Annotated in this window: 20 protein-coding genes and 1 pseudogene; 12 read left to right on the top strand and 9 right to left on the bottom strand. The window is 60.9% G+C overall.

Translation table 11 applies throughout. The features are described from left to right. Positions 1 to 73: 73 nt before the first annotated feature. The gene (locus KHO07_RS00965; protein WP_212626268.1) at positions 74 to 1,252 is read left to right on the top strand and encodes an AlgP family protein; all 1,179 of its coding nucleotides are present in this window, start codon (positions 74 to 76) and stop codon (positions 1,250 to 1,252) included. On the opposite strand, the gene KHO07_RS00970 is transcribed toward KHO07_RS00965, so the two are convergent. Next, a complete protein-coding gene (locus KHO07_RS00970; RefSeq protein ID WP_212626269.1) occupies positions 1,249 to 1,713 on the bottom strand; it encodes a TIGR02444 family protein in 465 nt (154 codons plus the stop codon). The genes KHO07_RS00965 and KHO07_RS00970 overlap by 4 nt on opposite strands. Positions 1,714 to 1,763: 50 nt before the next feature. Between KHO07_RS00970 and KHO07_RS00975 the strand changes: the two genes are divergently transcribed. The 3 genes from KHO07_RS00975 (at position 1,764) to rhtB (ending at position 5,066) form a co-directional block, all read left to right on the top strand. Then, positions 1,764 to 3,674 carry an ATP-binding cassette domain-containing protein gene (locus tag KHO07_RS00975; protein ID WP_150734054.1) on the top strand — a complete coding sequence of 637 codons (1,911 nt, stop codon included), beginning with the start codon at positions 1,764 to 1,766 and terminating at the stop codon, positions 3,672 to 3,674. After that, entirely contained in the window at positions 3,674 to 4,255 is a 582-nt protein-coding gene (locus KHO07_RS00980; protein ID WP_212626270.1) for a mechanosensitive ion channel family protein, read from the top strand. The genes KHO07_RS00975 and KHO07_RS00980 overlap by 1 nt, the downstream gene beginning before the upstream one ends. A gap of 178 nt (positions 4,256 to 4,433) precedes the next feature. Next, complete coding sequence (gene rhtB / locus KHO07_RS00985; RefSeq protein ID WP_150734056.1) at positions 4,434 to 5,066, top strand: homoserine/homoserine lactone efflux protein; 633 nt, start codon at positions 4,434 to 4,436, stop codon at positions 5,064 to 5,066. A gap of 117 nt (positions 5,067 to 5,183) precedes the next feature. Here rhtB and KHO07_RS00990 read toward each other — a convergent pair. Continuing rightward, positions 5,184 to 5,396, bottom strand: a pseudogene (locus KHO07_RS00990) (penicillin-binding protein activator LpoB); the annotation flags it as partial. 366 nt (positions 5,397 to 5,762) lie between these two features. On the opposite strand from KHO07_RS00990, the gene KHO07_RS00995 reads away from it, so the two are divergent. Together KHO07_RS00995 and KHO07_RS01000 are read left to right on the top strand one after the other, a co-directional pair. Next, positions 5,763 to 7,661 carry an FTR1 family protein gene (locus KHO07_RS00995; protein ID WP_212626271.1) on the top strand — a complete coding sequence of 633 codons (1,899 nt, stop codon included), beginning with the start codon at positions 5,763 to 5,765 and terminating at the stop codon, positions 7,659 to 7,661. A gap of 108 nt (positions 7,662 to 7,769) precedes the next feature. Next, positions 7,770 to 8,225, top strand: coding sequence for a YaiI/YqxD family protein (locus KHO07_RS01000; protein WP_075946435.1), 456 nt, complete (start codon positions 7,770 to 7,772; stop codon positions 8,223 to 8,225). Positions 8,226 to 8,290: 65 nt separating this feature from the next. Here KHO07_RS01000 and elbB read toward each other — a convergent pair whose 3' ends face one another. After that, complete coding sequence (gene elbB, locus KHO07_RS01005; protein WP_150734058.1) at positions 8,291 to 8,959, bottom strand: isoprenoid biosynthesis glyoxalase ElbB; 669 nt, start codon at positions 8,957 to 8,959, stop codon at positions 8,291 to 8,293. A gap of 115 nt (positions 8,960 to 9,074) precedes the next feature. On the opposite strand from elbB, the gene KHO07_RS01010 reads away from it, so the two are divergent. Next, positions 9,075 to 10,307: a sterol desaturase family protein gene (locus KHO07_RS01010; RefSeq protein WP_150734059.1), complete on the top strand. Its 1,233-nt coding sequence runs from the start codon at positions 9,075 to 9,077 to the stop codon at positions 10,305 to 10,307. Here the strand turns inward: KHO07_RS01010 and KHO07_RS01015 are convergent. Further along, positions 10,291 to 10,920, bottom strand: coding sequence for a DedA family protein (locus KHO07_RS01015; protein WP_150734060.1), 630 nt, complete (start codon positions 10,918 to 10,920; stop codon positions 10,291 to 10,293). The two genes, KHO07_RS01010 and KHO07_RS01015, sit on opposite strands and share 17 nt — an antisense overlap. A gap of 205 nt (positions 10,921 to 11,125) precedes the next feature. On the opposite strand from KHO07_RS01015, the gene hemB reads away from it, so the two are divergent. After that, positions 11,126 to 12,139, top strand: coding sequence for a porphobilinogen synthase (hemB, locus tag KHO07_RS01020; RefSeq protein WP_212626272.1), 1,014 nt, complete (start codon positions 11,126 to 11,128; stop codon positions 12,137 to 12,139). An 18-nt stretch (positions 12,140 to 12,157) separates the two neighbouring features. Then, positions 12,158 to 14,380 carry a polyphosphate kinase 1 gene (gene ppk1 / locus KHO07_RS01025; protein ID WP_212626273.1) on the top strand — a complete coding sequence of 741 codons (2,223 nt, stop codon included), beginning with the start codon at positions 12,158 to 12,160 and terminating at the stop codon, positions 14,378 to 14,380. A gap of 154 nt (positions 14,381 to 14,534) precedes the next feature. On the opposite strand, the gene ppx is transcribed toward ppk1, so the two are convergent. The 5 genes from ppx to KHO07_RS01050 form a co-directional block, all read right to left on the bottom strand. Further along, positions 14,535 to 16,037, bottom strand: coding sequence for an exopolyphosphatase (gene ppx, locus KHO07_RS01030; protein WP_150734062.1), 1,503 nt, complete (start codon positions 16,035 to 16,037; stop codon positions 14,535 to 14,537). 96 nt (positions 16,038 to 16,133) lie between these two features. After that, a complete protein-coding gene (locus KHO07_RS01035) occupies positions 16,134 to 16,871 on the bottom strand; it encodes an amino acid ABC transporter ATP-binding protein (RefSeq protein ID WP_150734063.1) in 738 nt (245 codons plus the stop codon). After that, positions 16,858 to 17,508 carry an amino acid ABC transporter permease gene (locus tag KHO07_RS01040; protein ID WP_075946428.1) on the bottom strand — a complete coding sequence of 217 codons (651 nt, stop codon included), beginning with the start codon at positions 17,506 to 17,508 and terminating at the stop codon, positions 16,858 to 16,860. The genes KHO07_RS01035 and KHO07_RS01040 overlap by 14 nt, the downstream gene beginning before the upstream one ends. After that, a complete protein-coding gene (locus tag KHO07_RS01045; protein WP_075946427.1) occupies positions 17,505 to 18,173 on the bottom strand; it encodes an amino acid ABC transporter permease in 669 nt (222 codons plus the stop codon). The genes KHO07_RS01040 and KHO07_RS01045 overlap by 4 nt, the downstream gene beginning before the upstream one ends. Before the next feature lie 22 nt (positions 18,174 to 18,195). Beyond that, positions 18,196 to 18,981, bottom strand: coding sequence for a transporter substrate-binding domain-containing protein (locus KHO07_RS01050; protein ID WP_150734064.1), 786 nt, complete (start codon positions 18,979 to 18,981; stop codon positions 18,196 to 18,198). 256 nt (positions 18,982 to 19,237) lie between these two features. On the opposite strand from KHO07_RS01050, the gene KHO07_RS01055 reads away from it, so the two are divergent. The 3 genes from KHO07_RS01055 (at position 19,238) to rho (ending at position 21,903) form a co-directional block, all read left to right on the top strand. Further along, positions 19,238 to 19,945, top strand: a complete 708-nt coding sequence (locus KHO07_RS01055) for a FadR/GntR family transcriptional regulator (protein ID WP_150734065.1) — start codon at positions 19,238 to 19,240, stop codon at positions 19,943 to 19,945. 121 nt (positions 19,946 to 20,066) lie between these two features. Continuing rightward, on the top strand, positions 20,067 to 20,396 hold the full coding sequence (gene trxA, locus KHO07_RS01060) for a thioredoxin TrxA (protein WP_003206727.1): 330 nt from the start codon (positions 20,067 to 20,069) through the stop codon (positions 20,394 to 20,396). Between the two features lie 247 nt (positions 20,397 to 20,643). Further along, entirely contained in the window at positions 20,644 to 21,903 is a 1,260-nt protein-coding gene (gene rho, locus KHO07_RS01065; RefSeq protein WP_003206716.1) for a transcription termination factor Rho, read from the top strand. Positions 21,904 to 21,925: the final 22 nt, after the last annotated feature.

Here is a 21,925-nt window from a genome sequence, read left to right on the forward strand (position 1 = left end):
TCAACATGCCCTAGCGGCGGTTGCAGCAGAGGTCTAGTATGAGCCGCAACTCACTTCAGCCAGGAGGTAAACCATGTCGGCCACCAAGAAGCCAGTAAACACTCCGTTGCACCTGCTTCAACAACTCTCGGGCAGCTTGCTCGAGCATCTGGAAACCGCTTGTTCCGAAGCCTTGGCTGATGCTGAAAAATTGCTCGCCAAGCTGGAAAAGCAGCGCGGAAAAGCGCAGGAAAAACTGCACAAATCCCGTACCAAATTGCAGGACGCTGCGGCGGCCGGCAAGGCCAAGGCACAAGCCAAAGCCAAGGATGGAGTTAAAGAACTCGAAGACCTGCTTGATGCTCTCAAAGAGCGCCAGTCGGACACTCGTGGCTACATTCTGCAACTCAAGCGCGACGCTCAAGAAAGCCTGAAACTGGCGCAGGGCATTGGTCGTGTACAAGAGGCTGTCGGCAAGGCGTTGTCCTTGCGTGCGGCCAAGCCCGCTGCGGCCCCTGCGAAGAAAGCCGCTGCCAAGCCGGCTGCTGCAAAAGCACCGGCCAGGTCTGCCGCCAAACCGGCTGCCAAAGCTCCGGTGAAAGCCGCAGCCAAGCCTGCTGCAAGACCTGCCGCTAAAACGGCTGCTGCCAAGCCAGCCGCTAAACCTGCTGCAAGAACTGCGGCTGCCAAACCTGCTGCTGCAAAAACCGCAGCTGCAAAACCTGCCGCGGCGAAAACCGCTGCAGCAAAACCAGCAACAAAACCAGCGGTAAAAACCGCCGCAAAACCCGCTGCCAAGCCGGCCGCTAAAACCGCCGCAAAACCTGCTGCCCGAACCGCCGCGGCGAAGCCTGCTGCGAAGCCGGCAGCCAAACCGGTTGCGGCGAAAACCGCAGCCAAGCCAGCGGCTAAACCTGCTGCAAAAGCACCGGCTAAACCAGCCGCTAAAACGGCTGCTGCCAAGCCTGCCGCTGCTGCCAAACCGGCCACTGCCAGTGCAGCCAAACCTGCCGCAGCCAAACCTGCTGCCAAGCCAGTTGCTGCCAAGCCTGCTGCAAAACCAGCGGCCAAACCTGCTACTAAACCAGCAGCCAAACCAGTCGTGAAAAAGCCGGTTGCTGCCAAGCCTGCGACTGCACCTGTTGCCAAGCCAGCCACCCCGGCTCCAGCCGCAGCACCTGCTTCGACGGCTACCACCTCGACAGCTTCGCCAGCGCCAACGCCGGCCGCTGTTCCGAGTGCAGCAACCACCACCCCAACCAGCGCTTCCTAAGTGCCGGTTACCGCGACGCGCAGCTGATGCAGCGCGTCGCGGTCGAGGTCGGCGGCGTCTGCCGCCACACCTTCCAGCCAGGCCGATAGATCGGTCGTCTCTTCTTGCGGCCAATTTTGCGCCGATCGCTCCAGTCGCTGTAACAGATGCCGTTCGGCTTCCAGCTCCAGCGTCTTCACTTGTTCACGCAATGAGCGCAACCCGGCGTCCTTCATGGCCGCGTCTTTCCATTGCATGCGCAACGCCCGTAACGGTTGCACGACCTCAGCGTCCCAGGTCCGGGCCACGTTGCGAAGTTGCTGCAAGCGTTGTTCGTTGCAGGCAATGCCTCGCTCGCCCAGCCATGCCGCGCACAGCAAAAGGCACACATTGACGCCCGTCGCCTGTAATTGCAGGCACGCCTGCTCCACGCCCGGGCGGGCATAAGTGGTCAGGGAAAAGCTCCACAGGTCAGAGGACATAGTGCTACTCGCGCCAGTTGCGAGCGAAGCTGGTAGACTCCGCCGCCATTATGATTCGACTTCAGAACCTGACTTTACAGCGTGGCCCGCAACGTCTGCTAGAAGACGCCGAGCTGACCCTGCACGCCGGCCAGAAAGCCGGCCTCATCGGTGCCAACGGCGCCGGCAAATCGAGCCTGTTCGCCTTGCTTCGGGGTGAACTGCACCCGGACTCGGGTGATTGCTTCCTGCCGGCCGACTGGCGTATCGCCCACATGCGCCAGGAGGTCGACACGCTCGAACGCCTGGCGGTCGACTACGTGCTCGATGGCGACCTGCGCCTGCGCCAGGTGCAACGTGACCTGGCGGCAGCCGAGGCGGCCCATGACGGTGCCGCACAGGCCCGCCTGCACTCCGAGCTCGACAGCGCCGACGGTTACACCGCCGATGCCCGGGCGCGCAAGTTGCTGGCCGGCCTGGGCTTCACCAACGAGCAGATGGATCGTCAGGTCGGGGATTTCTCCGGTGGCTGGCGGATGCGTCTGAACCTGGCGCAGGCCTTGATGTGTCCATCGGACCTGCTGCTGCTCGACGAACCGACCAACCACTTGGACCTCGACGCCATCATCTGGCTTGAGGAGTGGCTCAAAAGCTATCCCGGCACCTTGATGCTGATTTCCCACGACCGGGATTTCCTCGATGCCGTGGTCGATCATGTGGCCCACGTCGATCAGCGCAAGATCACCCTGTATCGCGGTGGCTACAGCGCCTTCGAACGTGCCCGTGCCGAACGTCTGGCCCAGCAACAACAGGCCTACGAAAAGCAGCAGGCGCAACGTGCGCACATGGAAAGCTACATCGCCCGCTTCAAGGCCCAGGCCACCAAGGCCCGCCAGGCCCAGAGCCGGATCAAGGCGCTGGAGCGGATGGAAGAGCTGACCGCGGCCCACGTCGATTCGCCGTTCGATTTTGTTTTCCGTGAATCGCAGAAGATTTCCAGCCCGCTGATCGACCTGTCTGACGCTCGCCTGGGTTACGGCGACAAAGCCGTGTTGGAGAAGGTCAAGCTGCAACTGACCCCAGGTGCGCGAATCGGTTTGCTCGGCCCGAACGGTGCCGGTAAATCGACCCTGATCAAAAACCTTGCCGGTGAGCTGTCGCCGCTGGCGGGTCGGTTGACCCGTGGCGAGAACACTGTCGTTGGTTATTTCGCCCAGCATCAGTTGGACTCGCTGGACTCCAAGGCCAGCCCGTTGCTGCATTTGCAGCGACTGGCGCCGACCGAGCGCGAACAAACCCTGCGCGACTTCCTCGGCGGTTTCGACTTCCGTGGTGCGCGGATCGACGAGCCAGTGCTGAATTTCTCCGGTGGCGAGAAAGCGCGCCTGGCGCTGGCCTTGATCGCCTGGGACCGACCGAACCTGTTGCTGCTCGACGAACCCACCAACCACCTGGACCTGGAAATGCGCCTGGCGCTGACCATGGCCCTGCAGGAATTCAGTGGCGCGGTACTGGTGGTCTCCCACGACCGTCACCTGCTCAAGAGCACCACCGACAATTTCTATCTGGTAGCGGATGGCAAGGTCGAAGAGTTCGACGGCGACCTGGAGGACTACACCCGTTGGCTGGTGGATTATCGCCAGCGCAATGCGCCGGTCAGCAACACCCCGGTCAACCCGGACAAGACCGACAAGAAAGCCCAGCGCCAGGCCGCGGCTGCGTTGCGTCAGCAATTGGCGCCGCACAAGCGCGAAGCGGAAAAGCTCGAAGCTGAACTGGGCAAGCTGCACGAGAAGCTGGCGAAGATCGATGCCAGCCTCGGCGACAGCGATATCTACGAACCGGCGCGCAAGAACGAATTGCGTGATCTGCTGGCCGAACAAGCCAGGCTGAAGGTGCGTGAAGCGGAGCTGGAAGAGGCCTGGATGGAAGCGCTGGAACTGCTGGAAAGCATGCAGGCGGAGCTGGAGGCGCTGTCCTGATGGACGCCTTCAAGTTGCCGCTGCCGGCCATGTGGGTCGAGCCGATCTTGCTCGGCGTGCAAATCCTGCTGATCCTGCTGGCCGGTTACATCGCCCAGCGTTTCGTCGCCAAGTGCCTGACCCGCCTCGGTGAGCGCTATCCGTTTCCGCCACAGTTGCTGATGCCGCTGCGCGGTGGCTTGCGCTGGCTGATCATGGGCAGTGCGCTGATTTTCGTCCTGGAGCGCCTCGGGGTTTCGGCCACGGTGCTCTGGACCGCGTTGTCCGGTTTTGTCGCGGTCGCGGCGGTGGCGTTTTTCGCCATGTGGAGCGTGCTGTCGAACCTGCTCTGCGCGATCCTGATTTTCACCGTCGGCCCGTTCCGCATTGGCGATGTGGTCGAACTGGTGGATACCACCGACAAACCCGGGGTCAAGGGCCGTGTGGTGGCGATCAATCTGCTCTACACCACGTTGATCGAAGCTGAAGAGCTCGGTACCGGCAGTGCGATGGTGCAAGTGCCCAACAGCCTGTTCTTCCAGCGTTCGGTTCGGCGTTGGCGCGGCAGCGATGTATTCCCTTCGAGCGGGTTTGAAAAGTAGTTCATCGCGCTCTTGCTCAGTGACGTGGTCGCAATGTGCGAGCGAGCCTGCTTTCGATGGGGCCCAGGAAGCAGTAAACGCGGGTCAGCAGTCGCCATCTCCTACAAAAAATCGGTAGTCATCGGCCCAAAGCCGCATTAGCTTAGACGTCTGTCACGAGTCTGAGTCGAGGTGTGCAATGGAGCTTCAAACATGGCTGGCGTTTTTTGCCGCGTGCTGGGTGATCAGTCTGTCCCCAGGTGCCGGCGCCATTGCGTCGATGTCCAGCGGTCTGCAATACGGTTTCTGGCGCGGTTACTGGAACGCCCTCGGTCTGCAACTGGGTCTTGCGGTGCAGATTGCAATTGTCGGCGCCGGTGTCGGTGCAATTCTTACCGCCTCTGCCACGGCCTTTTATGCGATCAAATGGTTCGGTGTGGCATACCTGGTGTTTCTCGCGATCAAGCAATGGCGCGCGTTGCCCAGCGACATGAGCGACGACGCGGCGGTTCGCCAGATTGGCAAGCCGATGGCACTGGTGTTCCGTGGCTTCCTGGTGAACATCAGCAACCCCAAGGCGCTGGTGTTCATGCTGGCGGTGTTGCCACAGTTCATTGATCCGCACGCGCCGCTGCTGATCCAGTACGTGATCATCGGTGTGACCATGATCTTCGTCGACCTGATCGTCATGGCCGGGTACACCGGGCTGGCGTCCAAGGTGCTTCGCCTGTTGCGCACCCCCAAGCAGCAAAAACGCATGAACCGCACCTTTGCCGGGCTGTTCATTGGCGCGGCAGCGTTCATGGCAACGTTGCGTAAAGCCGCCGTTTAAAACCAAAGCGTTCCATGGTGGCGAGCGAGCTTGCTCGCCACATAAAGCCTCCCCGTACCGCTCGTGAGCAGGCACAAAAAAGGCGACCTTTTCAGGTCGCCTTTTTCGTATCGGACATTAGCGCAGAATCACCGACGCGGTATCCGCCGGCAGGTTGTTACGCTGTCTGGCTTGCCCAGGCTGTTCTTCACTCCCGCCGCCCAGCTGTTGGCTCAACTGCGCGGCCACATCCTCACCCAATGCCTTGGACACTTCACGCACGACGCGCGGGCGGTTCAGCGAGACTTTGATGTCCCGGCCATTCACCAGTTTGGTGTCCTGGCCTTCGCCCTCAGCCGGACAACAAGGTCACGGCGCTGAGCGCGATGAAGATAAGGGCGCGGGATGCCATGGGTGTTTCTTCCCTGAAGGTTTGAGCAGCCGCACTTGCTGGTCGGGCTGATGGGGACCCACTGACGGGCGCCGGGGCGTCCTGCCAATTCCTCATAAAAAAATGAGCTTAAATGCCGTATCGCGATAAGAAAGGCGCGGCATTATAGGTGGGGGTGATGGCTATGTAATGGCTTTTTGGTTTCTTTATTTCATAAAGTGCCATCAGCCAGGGGGCGACCTTGCGACCAAAGCACAACAAAGCTTGAGTGAAACTGATTGGGAGTGAACAATATGTTACTTCGTGTTTCCAATTGAGATTCGTTCATGATTGCCCCGTCCCGTTTCCTGGCCTGGCTGCTAGCGCCGGTGTTCGTTCTGTACAGTTTCAATGTGCTGGCCGAAACCGTGGAGGGCGCACCGCAAGCGCTGTATTTACTCGACTACATCGGCGCGGACTACCCGGCAGCGGTGCAAGCAGGCAAAGTCGTCAACGAGTCCGAGTACCGCGAGCAGCTGGAATTCGCCCAGGCCCTGCAAGGATTGGTAGCGGCCATGCCGGCGAAACCGGAAAAGGCTGCGCTGGAGCAGGGCATCGGCACGTTGCGCAGCGCAATTGCTGCGCGTCAGGAGGGGGCCGAGGTTGCCCGTCAGGCGCGGCAACTGGGCGCAAAACTGGCGGTGGCTTATGAAGTCAGCCAAGCCCCGATCATCACCCCGGACCCGACCCGAGGCGCGCCGCTCTACGCCCAGCATTGCTCGGTGTGCCATGGCGACACCGGCGCGGGCGATGGCCCGGCGGGCGTTGGTCTGACGCCGGCTCCGGCCAATCTGCGTGATAACGCGCGCCTGGATCACCTGAGTCTCTACGCGATCTACAACACCCTGGCCCTGGGCGTGGAAGGCACAGACATGCCAGCCTTCGCCGATCAGCTCGATGATCGTCAGCGTTGGGACCTGGCCACCTACATCGCCAGCTTCAGCGCCGATCCGGCGACCGCCAGCGGCGACAAGGTCTACAACATTGCCGATCTGGCCCGCCAGACCCCGGCCGAAGTGCAGGCCGTCGAAGGCCCGCAAGCCGCTGCGACCTTCCGCGCACAACGGGCACAGCCGCCGCAGGTCAAGCGTGGCCCGGCGCAATTGCTCGACTACACCGCCGCGACCCTGGACAAAAGCGTTGCGGCATACCGTGCCGGCGAGCACGATCAGGCCTATGACCTGTCGGTAGCGGCCTACCTGGAAGGTTTCGAACTGGTCGAGAGCTCCCTGGATAACGTCGACGCCAACGTGCGCAAAGACACGGAAAAATCGCTGATGGCTTACCGTCAGTCGTTGCAGGATGGCTTGCCGGTGGAGCAGGTCGAGCAGCGTCTGGAAGCGGCCAAGGCCAAACTGAAAGTCTCTGCCGGCTTGTTGGGCAGCGATGGTTTGAGCGGGTCCCTGAGCTACATTTCCGGTTTGCTGATCCTTCTGCGTGAAGGGCTGGAAGCGATTCTGGTGCTGGCGGCGATTCTCGCCTTCCTGCGTAACACCGGCCAGCAATCGGCGGTGCGCAGCGTTAACGTCGGCTGGGGCCTGGCGCTATTGGCGGGTCTGGGGACCTGGGCGCTGGCGGCGTACGTGATCGATGTCAGCGGTTCCCAGCGTGAGCTGCTTGAAGGCGCAACGGCATTGTTCGCCAGCGTCATGGTGCTATGGCTCGGCGTGTGGATGCACGACCGTCGTCACGCTGCGGCCTGGCAGGATTACATCAAGAGCAGTCTGGTGGGCGGTGGCGGGCGTTTCGGCTTTGCGATCCTGGCGTTCTTCTCGGTGTATCGCGAGCTGTTCGAAGTGATTCTGTTCTACGAAACCCTGTGGCTGCAGGCCGGTCCTGCTGGTCACAATGCCGTGCTGGCCGGTGGCGCCACGGCGCTGGTGCTGTTGGTGGGCTTGGCTTGGGTGATTTTGCGCGGTTCGGCGAAACTGCCGTTGACGCTGTTTTTCAGCATCAACGCAGCCCTGTTGTGCGCGCTGTCGGTGGTGTTCGCCGGGCATGGCGTGAAGGCGTTGCAGGAGGCCGGGATCTTCGGTACCAGGCCGGTGCCGTTCTTTGAGTTTGACTGGTTGGGGATTCATGCCGATGCGTATTCGCTGACCGCGCAGGCGGTGGCGATTGCTGCGATTGCTGTGTTGTATGGCCGTAGTTGGATGGCTGAGAAACGGCGGGTGGCTGTTTCTTAAACAGCATTCGCTGCGCTCATCATCGCGGGCAAGCCCGCTCCCACAGGTTTTAGCGTTAACCTTGTGGGAGTGGCTTGCCCGCGATGCTTTTTGGAAGAGGAAAAACTGATGCGTGTCTGGATCGATGCCGACGCCTGCCCGCGGGCGGCCAAGGACCTGGTGGTGAAGTTCGCCCTCAAACGCCAATTCGAAGTGGTGCTGGTAGCTGGGCAGCCACAGATCAAACCGGGTCTGGCGCTGGTGAAGTTGATCGTAGTGCCGAGCGGGCCGGACGCGGCCGATGACTATCTGGTGGAACACGCGGTCCCCGGTGAGCTGGTGATTTGCAGCGATGTACCGCTGGCCGACCGTTTGGTGAAGAAGGGCGTTGCGGCGCTGGACCCACGGGGCAAGGAGTTCGATGCGCAGAACATGGGCGACCGGCTGGCGGTGCGCAACCTGTTCACTGATTTGCGCGAGCAAGGGCAGATGAGCGGCGGGCCAGCGCCGTTTGGCGAGCGTGAGAAGCAGGCGTTTGCCAATGCGCTGGACCGGATTTTGACGCGGTTATCGCGTAAACCCTGAGCGAATGCAGCCTCTGTGGCGAGGGAGCAAGCTCCCTCGCCACAGGAATCAATCACCGCGAGGGATCAGGCGTCGTTTTCGTGAGTCAGTTCGAGGACGCGGTCCACCAGTTTGTTGATCCCCGACGCCGCCTCACTGATCGATTGCGCCAGCATGTACGCCGGGGTGCTTACCAGTTTGCGGGCCTTGTCTTCAACGATGTCGCTGACGGCGCACTCTTGGTGGGTGGCGCCCATCTTGTTCAGCGCCGTCGCCGTATCGGCATCATTGCCAATGGTGCAGGTCACGCCCGGGCCATAGATTTTTGCCGCCAGCGCCGGCGAGATGCAGATCAACCCCACCGGTTTGCCAGCTTCGGCAAAAGCTTCAGTCAAAGCCAGGACGTCGGGTTGCACGGTGCAACCGGTGCCTTCGATGGCAAAGTTGGAAAGGTTCTTGGCCGAGCCGAAACCGCCGGGAATGATCAGCGCATCGAAGTCTTCGGCATCTGCGTCGCGGATGTCCTTGATCTCGCCGCGGGCGATGCGCGCCGACTCCACCAGCACATTGCGCGACTCGGGCATTTCTTCGCCGGTCAGGTGGTTGATCACGTGCAGCTGCGCAATGTTCGGTGCGAAACACTGCACCTGCGCGCCGCGCTGGTCCAGGCGCAGCAGGGTAATGACGCTCTCGTAGATCTCGGCGCCGTCGTACACGCCACAGCCGGAAAGGATCACTGCAACTTTTTTGCTCATGGGCTTTTCTCCAGATTCATGGCGTTAAATGTCCACTAATTTGTCACTCGTTGCCATAGGGTTAATTCGCGGCTACACCTAGCATCTGTCCTCAAGATTCCGATCAGGGCGCGTCATGGACTTCATTCTGTATGCGGTGCCGTTTTTCTTTGTGTTGATTGCCATCGAGCTGGTGGCCGACCGCTGGCGCGGGGTCAGTCACTATCGGCTGGCAGACGCGATCAACAGCATCAGCACCGGTGTGTTGTCGACCACCACGGGCCTGCTGACCAAGGGCGTGGGGCTGGTCACCTATGCGTTTGCCCTCAAGCACCTCGCGCTGTTCGAACTCTCGGCGGATAGCGTCTGGGTTTGGGTATTCGCCTTCGTGTTCTATGACTTCTGCTACTACTGGCTGCACCGCATGGGCCATGAGCGCAACATTCTCTGGGCTGCGCATTCGGTGCATCACCAGAGCGAGGACTACAACCTCTCCACCGCCCTGCGCCAGACCAGCACCGGTTTTTTGCTGAGCTGGATCTTCTACCTGCCCATGGCCGTGGTCGGTGTGCCGTTGCTGGTGTTCATCAGCGTCGCCGCGCTCAACCTGCTGTACCAGTTTTGGGTGCATACGCGGCACATTCCCAAGCTCGGCTGGTTCGAGTGGTTCTTCGTCACGCCATCCAATCATCGGGCTCACCATGCACAGAACGCTCTCTACATGGATCGCAACTACGGCGGGGTGTTCATTATTTGGGACCGTCTGTTCGGCTCGTTCCAGGAAGAGGACGACAACGAACCGGTGATTTTCGGCGTGACCACGCCGCTGGCGAGCTGGAATCCACTGTGGGCGAACGTGCAGTTCTACGCGCAGTTGTGGGCGGATGCGCGGCGTACGCAAAGCACTTGGGACAAGCTGCGGATCTGGTTTATGCGCACCGGTTGGCGGCCGGCGGACGTGGCGGCCAAATACCCGATGAACAAACCGGACTTGAGCCAGTTCCGTAAATTCGAGGTGCCGCTGGACGGACGCCAGCAGCTTTACGTGCTGATGCAGTTCTGTGTCTACATCGCTCTGGGCAGCTATTTGATGAACCTGGAGTCGAGCCTGCCGACCGCCGCGTTGGTGCTGGGTTGGGGCGCCGTGGCACTGGGATTGTTCGTGCTGGGCGTGGCCCTGGAGAATCGCCCGTGGGCGTTGAAGCTGGAGTTGCTGCGGCTGGCGTCTAACGTGCCGCTGGTGTGGCTGGCACCGTGGGTGGGGCTGTGGCCGGCCAGCGCAGTGGGCTGGATCGGCCTGATCAGTTACAGCCTGCTGAGCGGTATCGGTCTCTACTGCTGCAGAAACCGCTTTACTCGACTGGCTTAGTTTCGCCGGTCTTGGCCTGTTCGGCTTTCAGGGCCTGCTCGTCGGCGTAGATCTGTCTGGCCAGGCGGGCATTCTTGAAGCGCCGGCGCAGCCACAGGCCCAGGCCCAGGACGAGCAGGGCGCCGAGCACCCACAGTTCGTATTTCTTGATGCTGCCGAGCATGCCTTCCAGGACCGCGCCGAAGTGATAGGCGGCGGCCGCCAACGCGGTGGCCCAGATCGCCGCGCCAATCCCGTTGAGCAACAGGTAGCGTCCGGGTGGATAACCCGACAGGCCGATCGCTACCGGCATCACCGTGCGCAGTCCGTAGACGAAGCGGAAGCTCAGGACCCAGATGTCCGGGTGCTTGCGGATGTGTTCCAGCGCCCGGTCACCCATCATTTGCCAGCGCGGTTTGCGCGCCAGCAACTTGCGCCCGTGCTTGCGTCCCAGGAAGTACCACAGCTGATCACCGGCATAACTGCCGCAGAACGCCACGACCACCACCAGGTTGATGTCCATGTATCCACGGAACGCGAGGAAGCCTGCGAGCACCAGAATGGTTTCGCCTTCGAAAAACGTGCCGAGGAACAAGGCAAAGTAGCCGAAGTCATGCAGAAATTGTTGGAGCATTGTCTGGGTGCTGGCGAAATGAACGCGCAGCCTAACCCTTCGTACACATTCAGGAAAGTGTCCAAATGTGTCTCGACGTGAACATTTCCTACAACGACAATGGAATGCGGCTACATGTCGCGGTGTGCGCACAACTGTCACACGTTCGTCATAATGGCCGCTTATAACTGTCACGCTCGCACGCCTGCGGGCTCAGGAGTCTGCCGTGAGCTTCACCCCCGCCAACCGTTTGTTCCCTGCAACCCGCCTGCGCCGTAACCGTCGCGATGATTTCTCGCGTCGACTGGTTCGTGAGAACGTATTGACCGTCGATGACCTGATTTTGCCGGTGTTCGTGCTGGACGGTGAAAACCGTCGTGAAGCAGTGGCTTCGATGCCGGGCGTCGAGCGCCTGACCATCGACCTGTTGCTCGAAGAAGCGGCCAAGTGGGTCGAGCTGGGGATTCCGGCGTTGGCCCTGTTCCCGGTGACCCCGGCAGAACTGAAGTCACTGGACGCCGCCGAGGCTTGGAACCCTGAGGGCATCGCCCAGCGCGCGACCCGTGCCTTGCGTGCGCAATTCCCAGAGCTGGGAGTGATCACCGACGTTGCCCTCGACCCGTTCACTACTCACGGCCAGGACGGCATCCTCGACGAAGAAGGCTACGTGCAGAACGACATCACCGTCGACGCACTGGTCAGGCAAGCCCTGTCCCACGCCGAAGCCGGTGCTCAGGTGGTGGCCCCGTCGGACATGATGGACGGTCGCATCCAGGCGATCCGCGAAGCCCTCGAAGTGGCCGGTCACGTCAACGTGCGGATCATGGCCTACTCGGCGAAGTACGCCAGCGCCTATTACGGCCCGTTCCGCGATGCAGTCGGCTCGGCGCTGAACCTGGGCAAGGCCAACAAGGCCTCCTATCAGATGGACCCGGCCAACAGCAACGAAGCCCTGCACGAAGTGGCGGCGGACTTGTCAGAAGGCGCAGACATGGTCATGGTCAAGCCAGGTATGCCGTACCTGGACATCCTCTTCCGTGTGAAAGAAGAATTCAAAGTGCCAACGTTTGTTTATCAAGTCAGTGGCGAGTACGCCATGCACATGGCCGCGATCCAGAATGGCTGGTTGAGCGAAGGGGTTATCCTCGAATCCCTGACCGCCTTTAAACGTGCAGGCGCTGATGGCATCCTGACGTACTTTGCCGTTCGTGCCGCTCAATTGTTACGAGAGCAAAAATAGCCCTCCCAGGAACATGTGATGAATACCGAAGGACTCACGGAAGTTGCCGTACAAGACGCTCAGCCGGTGGTGGAGCAAATCGCCGAAACACCGCCGGAGCTGGAGCCTGCTCCACCCGCGACGGTGACCGAGCCCGCCCCGGCGGCGCCGGCGATTGCCATTCCCGGTCTGGATGACAGCAGCCTGTACATCCATCGCGAGTTGTCGCAACTGCAGTTCAACATCCGCGTGCTGGAACAGGCGCTGGATGAGTCCTACCCGTTGCTGGAACGGCTGAAGTTCCTGCTGATCTTCTCCAGCAACCTGGACGAGTTCTTCGAAATTCGCGTCGCCGGCCTGAAAAAGCAGATCACCTTCGCCCGAGAGCAGGCGGGGGCCGATGGCTTGCAGCCGCACCAGGCCCTGGCGCGCATCAGCGAACTGGTGCACGGTCACGTTGACCGCCAGTACGCGATTCTCAACGACATACTGTTGCCGGAGCTGGAAAAGCATCAGGTCCGGTTTATCCGTCGTCGCCATTGGACGACCAAGCTCAAAACCTGGGTACGCCGTTACTTCCGCGACGAGATCGCACCGATCATCACCCCGATCGGCCTCGACCCGACGCACCCGTTCCCGTTGCTGGTGAACAAGAGCCTGAACTTCATCGTCGAGCTCGAAGGCATCGACGCCTTCGGTCGCGACTCCGGCCTGGCGATCATCCCGGCACCGCGCCTGCTGCCGCGCATCATCAAGGTCCCGGAAGAAGTCGGCGGCGCCGGCGACAACTATGTGTTCCTGTCGTCGATGATCCATGCTCACGCCGATGACCTGTTCCAGGGCATGAAGGTCAAGGGCTGCTACCAGTTCCGCCTGACCCGAAACGCCGACCTGGCGCTCGATTCCGAAGACGTGGAAGACCTGGCCCGCGCCCTGCGCGGTGAGCTGTTTTCGCGTCGCTACGGTGATGCGGTGCGTCTTGAAGTCGCCGACACCTGCCCGAAACATCTGTCCGACTACCTGCTCAAACAGTTCAACCTGAGTGAGACCGAGTTGTATCAGGTCAACGGTCCGGTGAACCTGACGCGTCTGTTCAGCATCACCGGCCTGGACAGTCAGCGCGAGCTGCAATACCTGCCGTTCACGCCGCAGATCCCGAAACTGCTGCAAAACAGCGAGAACATCTTCAGCGTGATCAGCAAGCAGGACATCCTGCTGCTGCACCCGTTCGAGTCGTTCACGCCGGTGGTCGACCTGCTGCGCCAGGCCGCCAAGGACCCGCACGTGTTGGCGGTGCGCCAGACGTTGTACCGCTCCGGCGCCAACTCGGAAATCGTCGATGCGCTGGTGGATGCGGCGCGAAACGGCAAGGAAGTCACGGCGGTGATCGAACTGCGCGCGCGGTTCGACGAAGAGTCCAACCTGCAGCTGGCCAGCCGTCTGCAAGCGGCCGGTGCGGTGGTGATCTACGGTGTGGTCGGCTTCAAGACCCATGCCAAGATGATGCTGATCCTGCGTCGCGAGGCCGGTGAAATCGTGCGTTACGCGCACCTCGGCACCGGTAACTACCACGCCGGCAACGCTCGCCTGTACACCGACTACAGCCTGCTGACCTCCGACGACGCTTTGTGCGAAGACGTCGGCAAACTGTTCAGCCAGTTGATCGGCATGGGTAAAACCCTGCGCATGAAGAAGTTGCTGCATGCGCCGTTCACCCTGAAGAAGGGCATGCTCGACATGATTGCCCGCGAGACCCAGTTCGCCCTCGACGGCAAACCGGCGCACATCATCGCCAAGTTCAATTCGCTGACTGATCCGAAGATCATCCGCGCGTTGTACAAGGCCAGTCAGTCGGGCGTGCGCATCGATCTCATCGTACGTGGCATGTGCTGCCTGCGGCCGGGCATTGCCGGGGTTTCGCACAACATTCACGTGCGCTCGATCATCGGTCGTTTCCTGGAACACACCCGTGTCTTCTACTTCCTCAATGGCGGCGACGAGCAGATGTTCCTCTCCAGTGCCGACTGGATGGAGCGCAACCTCGACAAGCGCGTCGAGACTTGCTTCCCGGTGGAAGGCAAGAAGCTGATCATGCGGGTCAAGAAGGAGCTGGAGTTGTATCTCACCGATAACACCCACAGCTGGAGCCTGCAGTCGGACGGTCGTTACATCCGTAACACGCCGACCGGCAACCAGAACCCGCGCAGCGCCCAGGCGACGTTGCTGGAGCGGTTGGGCAGTCCGATTCTGGCTGTGCGGTAACGCCGGCCCGTTGTAAAAAATGGCGATCCCTGCGGATCGCCATTTTTGTTTACACCGACCCCTGTAGGAGCTGGCTTGCCAGCGAGGGCGGACGTTCAGTCACCGCATGGCGTGATGCTGCATCGCCAGCAAGCCGGCTCCTACAGCGCGAATTTCAGCGGGCCTTGAGGACGATATCGACCCGCGTCAGCCACTGCGCTTCAATTTCGAAGTCGGCCTGGGTCAGCTGGTTTTCATCCAGCCAGTCTTTCGGGAACACCACTTCCAGTTGGTTGCCATTGGCGTTGAGCTCGACCTGAGGCATTTGCTGGGTGCCGCGGATGTGGTGGAACAGGATCGCGAAGCGCAGCAGCACGCACAGGCGAATCAGCTTGATGCCGTCATCACCGAAGTCGGCGAATTTGTCCTTGGGGATGTTGCGGCGATGGCCGCGCACCAACAGTGCGAGCATCAACTGGTCTTCGCGGGAGAACCCGGCCAGGTCCGAGTGCTCGATCAGGTAGGCACCGTGCTTGTGGTACTGGTAGTGAGCGATGTCCAGGCCCACCTCGTGGACCTTGGCCGCCCAGCCGAGCAGTTCGCGCCAGACGCCGTCTTCCAGGTCCCAGTCCTTGGCCACCTGATCGAAGGCATGCAGGGCTTTGCGCTCGACCCGCGCCGCCTGTTCCAGATCGACGTGATAGCGCTCCATCAGCGAAGTCAGGGTGCGTTCGCGCACGTCTTCGTGATGATGGCGACCGAGCAGGTCATACAGCACGCCTTCACGCAGGGCACCTTCGCAGTGATCCATGCGTTGCAGTTCGAGGGAATCGAAGATGGCCTCGAGGATCGCCAGGCCCGCCGGGAAGATCGCCCGACGGTCCGGCTTGATGCCTTCGAAGTCGATTTTCTCGACATCGCCGAGCTTCATCAGCTTGCGCTTGAGCCAGGCCAGGCCTTCGGCGTTCACTTCGCCTGCGCCGTGGCCACCGGCCTTCAGCGCCAGGCCGATGGCGCGGATGGTGCCCGAGGAACCGATGGCTTCATCCCAGGTCAGGCGATGCAGGGCGTGCTCGATGCTCATGATCTCCAGCCGCGCCGCGGTGTACGCCTGGGCGTAGCGGGCCGGGGTTATCTTGCCATCCTTGAAATAGCGCTGGGTGTAGCTGACGCAGCCCATTTGCAGGCTTTCGCGCAGCAGCGGTTCGAAGCGCTGGCCGATGATGAATTCGGTACTGCCACCGCCGATGTCGGCCACCAGGCGCTTGCCCGGGGTGTCGGCGAGGGTGTGGGACACGCCGAGGTAGATCAGGCGCGCCTCTTCACGGCCAGAGATGACTTCCACCGGGTGGCCGAGGATTTTTTCGGCGCGGTGGATGAATTCAGCGCGGTTGCGGGCTTCACGCAGGGCGTTAGTGCCAACGATCCGTACAGCGCCGAGCGGCATACCGTTGATCAGTTGCGCAAAACGCTTGAGGCAATCGAGCCCGCGCTGCATGGATTCTTCGCTGAGCTTGCGCTCATCGTCGATGCCGGCCGCCAGCTGAACCTTCTCCCCGAGACGCTCGAGAATACGGATTTCGCCGTTCTGGGCCTTGGCCACGACCATGTGAAAGCTGTTGGAGCCCAGGTCGATTGCGGCGATCAGGGACAGATTCTTGGCTTGAGATTGCGGCATGGTCAGGGGGTCTCGGTCGATAACCTCGACATCGTGCCACGATCAAAGGCTGACGCCAACGCGTTCGCTGCAAAGCCTTGATCCAACACAGAGGTGCTAGCCCGTTGCTTCCACCGTCCCAATGAAATTCGCCAGCTCCGCCGTCTGCGGCCTGGCGAACAGCTCTTTCGGGTCCCCGACCTCGTGGACCTTGCCGTGATGCATGAACACCAGCTTGTCACCCACCTCCCGGGCAAAGCGCATTTCGTGGGTGACCATGATCAGCGTCATGCCTTCCTTGGCCAGTTGCCGAACCACGCTCAGCACTTCGTTGACCAGCTCCGGGTCCAGCGCGGAGGTGATTTCGTCACACAACAAAACCTTCGGCGACATCGCCAGCGCCCGGGCAATCGCCACCCGCTGTTGCTGCCCGCCGGACAGTCGATCAGGGAAAGCATCGAACTTTTCACCCAATCCAACCCTTTCCAGCATCTGCCGCGCCAGTTCGGCAGCTTTGGCTTTGGGGACTTTCTGCACCACTTGCGGTGCGAGCATCACGTTTTCGCCCACCGTCAGGTGCGGGAACAGGTTGAACTGCTGAAACACCATGCCAACCTTCTGCCGCAGGCTGCGCAGGTCGGCCCGGGCGGCGTCGAGGTATTCGCCGTCGACTTCGATCACGCCGTCGTTGATCGACTCCAGCCCGTTAAGGGTGCGCAGCAAGGTCGATTTACCCGAGCCGCTGCGGCCGATGATCGCCACCACCTGGCCTTCTTCCACGCTCAGGTCGATGCCTTTGAGCACATGGTGATCGCCGTAATATTTATGCAGGGCGGAAATTCTAAGCAGAGGCATGCAGTCTCCTTTCCAGGTAGCGCGCGCTGAGGGACAAGGGGTAACACAGCAGGAAATAGCCGAGGGCGACGAGGCCGTAGACCATGAACGGTTCGAAGGTGGCGTTGGCGAGCATGCCGCCGGTCTTGGTCAGTTCGGTGAAGCCGATGATCGAGGTCACCGCTGTGCCTTTGACCACTTGCACCGAAAAGCCCACGGTGGGCGCCACGGCGATGCGCAGGGCTTGCGGCAGGATCACGTAGCGCAACTGCTCCAGCGGGTTAAGCGCCAGGCTCGACGAGGCTTCCCACTGGCCGTTGGGGATCGAGTCGACGCAACCGCGCCAGATCTCCGCCAGATAGGCGCTGGTGAACAGCGTCAGGGCAATCGCCGCCGCCATCCACGGCGAAATCTCGATCCCGGCCAACGCCACGCCGAAGAACACCAGAAACAACTGCATCAACAGCGGTGTGCCCTGGAACAGCTCGATGTAAGTGCGGGCGAAGCTGCGCGGCAGGGTTTTTTTCGAAATGCGCATGACCATGATCAGCAAACCGATCACACCGCCGCCGATGAACGCCACCAGCGACAGCGCCAGCGTCCATTGCAGGCCCGTGAGCAGGTTGCGCACGATGTCCCAGAAGGTGAAATCGCTCATCGGCTGTTCCTCGCGATGTAGCGATTGCCGATCCAGTTCAGCAACTGACGGATCAACAACGCCATGCACAGATAGAGCAAGGTGGTCAGCGCGTAGGTTTCAAAGGCGCGGAAGTTGCGCGACTGAATGAAGTTGGCGGCGAAGCTCAGCTCTTCGGTAGCGATCTGCGAGCAGACTGCCGAGCCGAGCATGACGATGATGATCTGGCTGCTCAGGGCCGGCCAGACCTTGCCCAGCGCCGGCAGCAGCACCACGTGGCGAAACGCCTCGAAGCGAGTCATCGCCAACGCCGCGGCGGCTTCCAGTTGCCCCCGAGGGATCGCCTGAATGCCCGCGCGGATAATCTCGGTGGAATAGGCGCCAAGGTTGATCACCATCGCCAGCACCGCGGCTTGCCATTCGGAAATCTGCACCCCCAGTGACGGCAAGCCGAAGAAGATGAAAAACAACTGCACCAGGAATGGCGTGTTGCGGATCAACTCGACGTAGACCGCGAAGATCCCGGCGAACGGGCGAATGTTCCACGCCCGTACCAGTGCCCCGACGATGCCCAGCCCAACGCCGAGCACCGCGCCGATGGCCGTCAGCTCAAGGGTGAACAACGCACCGCGCAGCAATAGATCGGTGTTGTGTACCACCGGCAAGAAATCGAACTGATAAGCCATAGCGTGTCTCCTGCGCGCCGGATCAGAGGTCGGCCGGCAGCGGCTCTTTGAGCCAGGTCATGGCGTTCTTCTCCAGCGCGCCGTCGCCCTTGGCAGTGACGAGGATCTGGTTGACCTTATCCAGCAGCGCCGGCTCGTTCTTGTTCACGCCGACATAGACTGGCGAATCCTTGAGCTTCACTTTCAGCGCCGGCACGCGTTTCGGGTTCTTCTCGCTGATAGCGACCATCACCACGTTGCCGCTGGCGATCAGGTCGACTTGCCCGGCCAGGTACGCGGCGATAGTCGAGTTGTTGTCTTCGAAGCGCTTGATGGTCACGCCTTCGGGGGCGACCTTGGTCAGCTCGATGTCTTCAATGGCGCCACGGGTGACGCTGATGGTCTTGCCCTTGAGGTCGTCCAGGCCTTTGATGTCGGCGTCTGGCGGACCGAACACGGCGAGGTAGAACGGTGCGTAGGCGCGGGAGAAGTCGATGACTTTTTCGCGCTCGGGGTTTTTGCCGAGGCTGGAAATCACCAGGTCGACCTTGCCGGTGGTCAGGAACGGAATGCGGTTGGTGCTGTTGACCGGGGTCAGTTCGAGTTTGACCTTGAGCTGGTCGGCCAGCAGTTTGGCGGTATCGATATCCAGGCCGCGTGGTTTCATGTCCGGGCCGACCGAGCCGAACGGCGGGAAGTCCTGAGGCACGGCGACCTTGAGGACGCCGCGCTTGACCACATCCTCCAGACCGTCGGCGTGGGCGGGAGCCTGGCTCAGCATCAGGCTGGCGAACAAGGCGGCGAGGAGGGCGCTGTAACGCTGGGTCATGGCAAATCTCCGGATCGGCAAGAAGTGATTTCTGCGGATCGACAGAGCACGGGCCATGCCAACCCGGGGATCTGGAGGCGCCAGAGCGCGGTTTTACTGGTGTCGGACGGTCTTACTGGTCTGAACAGTCAGGTTGCGTTTCGCACCTCGATGGCGCAGCCGTGAAAATTTCCGAACCCCCATGGGGCACGACTTGCCGGGCGCCGCGAATAGCTTTACAACTGGCCGCACATTGGCCTGGTTCGTCTGGAAAACCATGAACTCGATCTCCCGTGCCGTACCCGAAGTGGCGCTGCAAGCCATCCGCAAACTGATCACCGAACAGGGCTTCGGGCCGGGTGATGCCTTGCCCTCGCAACGAGACCTGGCGGTGCAGTTGGGGGTCAGTCGGGCGTCGTTGCGTGAAGCGTTGTCATCGCTGAGCGCGCTGGGAGTCATCAGTATCCAGCCGGGCAAAGGCGTGTTTGTGCAGTCGCCAGTGGAGCTGCCGCGAGGCGATGCGGCGCCGGGCTGGCCGTTCGCGGCGCAGGCGTCGCCGCTGGACATCTTCCAGTTGCGCTATGCGCTGGAGGGATTTGCCGCAGGGCTGGCGGCCGTGACCTTGAGTACCGAGGAGCTTGATGCGCTGGAAGACAATGTCGCCGCCATGCGCAACGAATTGAAGGCCGGCGATTTTGAAGCAGCGGCGCGGCTGGATTTCGAATTCCACCGCCGAATCCTGTTGGCCAGCGGCAATCAAGCGATGCTGAGCATCCTCACTAACAGCGCCGACATCTTTCTGGAGAGCCAGAAACTGCCGTTCATCCGGGCAGAGCGAGCCATGGAAACCTGGCAGGAACACCGCAAAATCCTTCGTGCACTGGCCCGGCGGGCCTCTGGTGCGGCGCAAAAAGCCATGCACGAACACGTGCGCAACGCTGCGCTGCGTACCGGCATTGCATTCGTCGCTCCCGCCACGGCGTGACTTGGGCTATACCCAAACTCATGGACCACCATAGCGAGACTCAATCATCTGCGGCTTCCTGAACACGGGAAGGGCAGCTATGATGGGCCACGTTTTTTTGCTTACAACCCTGGAGAATTCCATGAGCAGCGATCTTATCAAACACGTTAGCGACGCTAGCTTCGAGGCCGACGTACTCAAGGCTGAAGGCGCTGTACTGGTCGACTACTGGGCTGAGTGGTGCGGCCCTTGCAAAATGATCGCTCCTGTTCTGGACGAGATTGCCGAGACCTACAAAGGCAAGCTGACCGTTGCCAAACTGAACATCGACGAAAACCAGGAAACCCCGGCCAAGCACGGCGTGCGTGGTATCCCGACCCTGATGCTGTTCAAGAACGGCAACGTTGAAGCGACCAAGGTCGGCGCACTGTCGAAGTCGCAACTGGCCGCTTTCCTCGACGCCAACATCTAAGCGTCGTTGTAGCTTGTCAAAAAAAGGCCCCGCATATTGCGGGGCTTTTTCGTTATTGAGGGCTAGACGCTCCGAAACTCAGGTGTTACATTCGGCCCCGCGCTGGTTTCTCCAGTGCCCCCTGCTAGCCGTCGCCGACGCTCTCCTTTTCGAATAAGTACGCGATCCTGTCGCCTTCTCCGCGGCGCGGCCTCATTAAGCCAAAAGCTTAATTTCCCCCCTCCATAAATGATTACGTCATTCCTATATGAATCTGACTGAACTCAAGCAAAAGCCGATTACCGAACTGCTCGAATTGGCCGAACAGATGGGCATAGAAAATATGGCCCGTTCGCGCAAGCAGGACGTGATTTTCTCCCTGCTGAAAAAGCACGCGAAAAGCGGCGAGGAAATCTCCGGTGATGGCGTGCTGGAGATTCTCCAGGACGGCTTCGGCTTCCTCCGCTCTGCAGACGCCTCCTATCTCGCCGGCCCAGACGATATCTACGTCTCGCCGAGCCAGATCCGTCGCTTCAACTTGCGCACCGGTGACACCATCGTTGGCAAGATCCGCCCTCCGAAGGAAGGCGAGCGTTATTTCGCGCTGCTCAAGGTCGACACGATCAACTTCGACCGTCCGGAAAACGCGAAAAACAAGATTCTCTTCGAGAACCTGACCCCGCTATTCCCGACCGTGCGCATGAAGATGGAAGCCGGTAACGGTTCCACCGAAGACTTGACCGGTCGTGTCATCGACCTGTGCGCCCCGATCGGCAAAGGCCAGCGCGGTCTGATCGTTGCACCGCCGAAAGCCGGTAAAACGATCATGCTGCAGAACATCGCGGCAAACATCGCTCGTAACAATCCTGAAGTTCACCTGATCGTGTTGCTGATCGACGAACGTCCGGAAGAAGTAACCGAAATGCAGCGCACCGTGCGCGGCGAAGTGGTTGCCTCGACGTTCGACGAGCCGCCAACCCGCCACGTGCAGGTTGCCGAAATGGTGATCGAGAAGGCCAAGCGCCTGGTCGAACACAAGAAGGACGTGGTGATCCTGCTCGACTCCATCACCCGTCTGGCTCGCGCCTACAACACCGTGATTCCGAGCTCCGGCAAGGTACTGACCGGTGGTGTCGATGCCCACGCCCTGGAGAAACCGAAACGTTTCTTCGGTGCTGCGCGAAACATCGAAGAAGGCGGCTCGCTGACCATCATCGCCACCGCGCTGGTTGAAACCGGCTCGAAGATGGACGAAGTGATCTACGAGGAATTCAAAGGCACCGGCAACATGGAACTGCCTCTGGATCGTCGCATCGCTGAAAAACGCGTGTTCCCGGCTATCAACATCAACCGTTCCGGTACTCGCCGCGAAGAGTTGCTGACCGCCGACGACGAGCTGCAGCGCATGTGGATCCTGCGCAAGTTGCTGCACCCGATGGACGAAGTCGCTGCCATCGAGTTCCTGGTCGACAAGCTGAAAACGACCAAGACCAACGATGAGTTCTTCCTGTCGATGAAACGCAAGTAAGTCGAGCAGGGCTGTGCCCTGT

The sequence above is a fragment of the Pseudomonas sp. PP3 genome (assembly GCF_905336995.1).
Lineage (GTDB): Bacteria > Pseudomonadota > Gammaproteobacteria > Pseudomonadales > Pseudomonadaceae > Aquipseudomonas > Aquipseudomonas reinekei.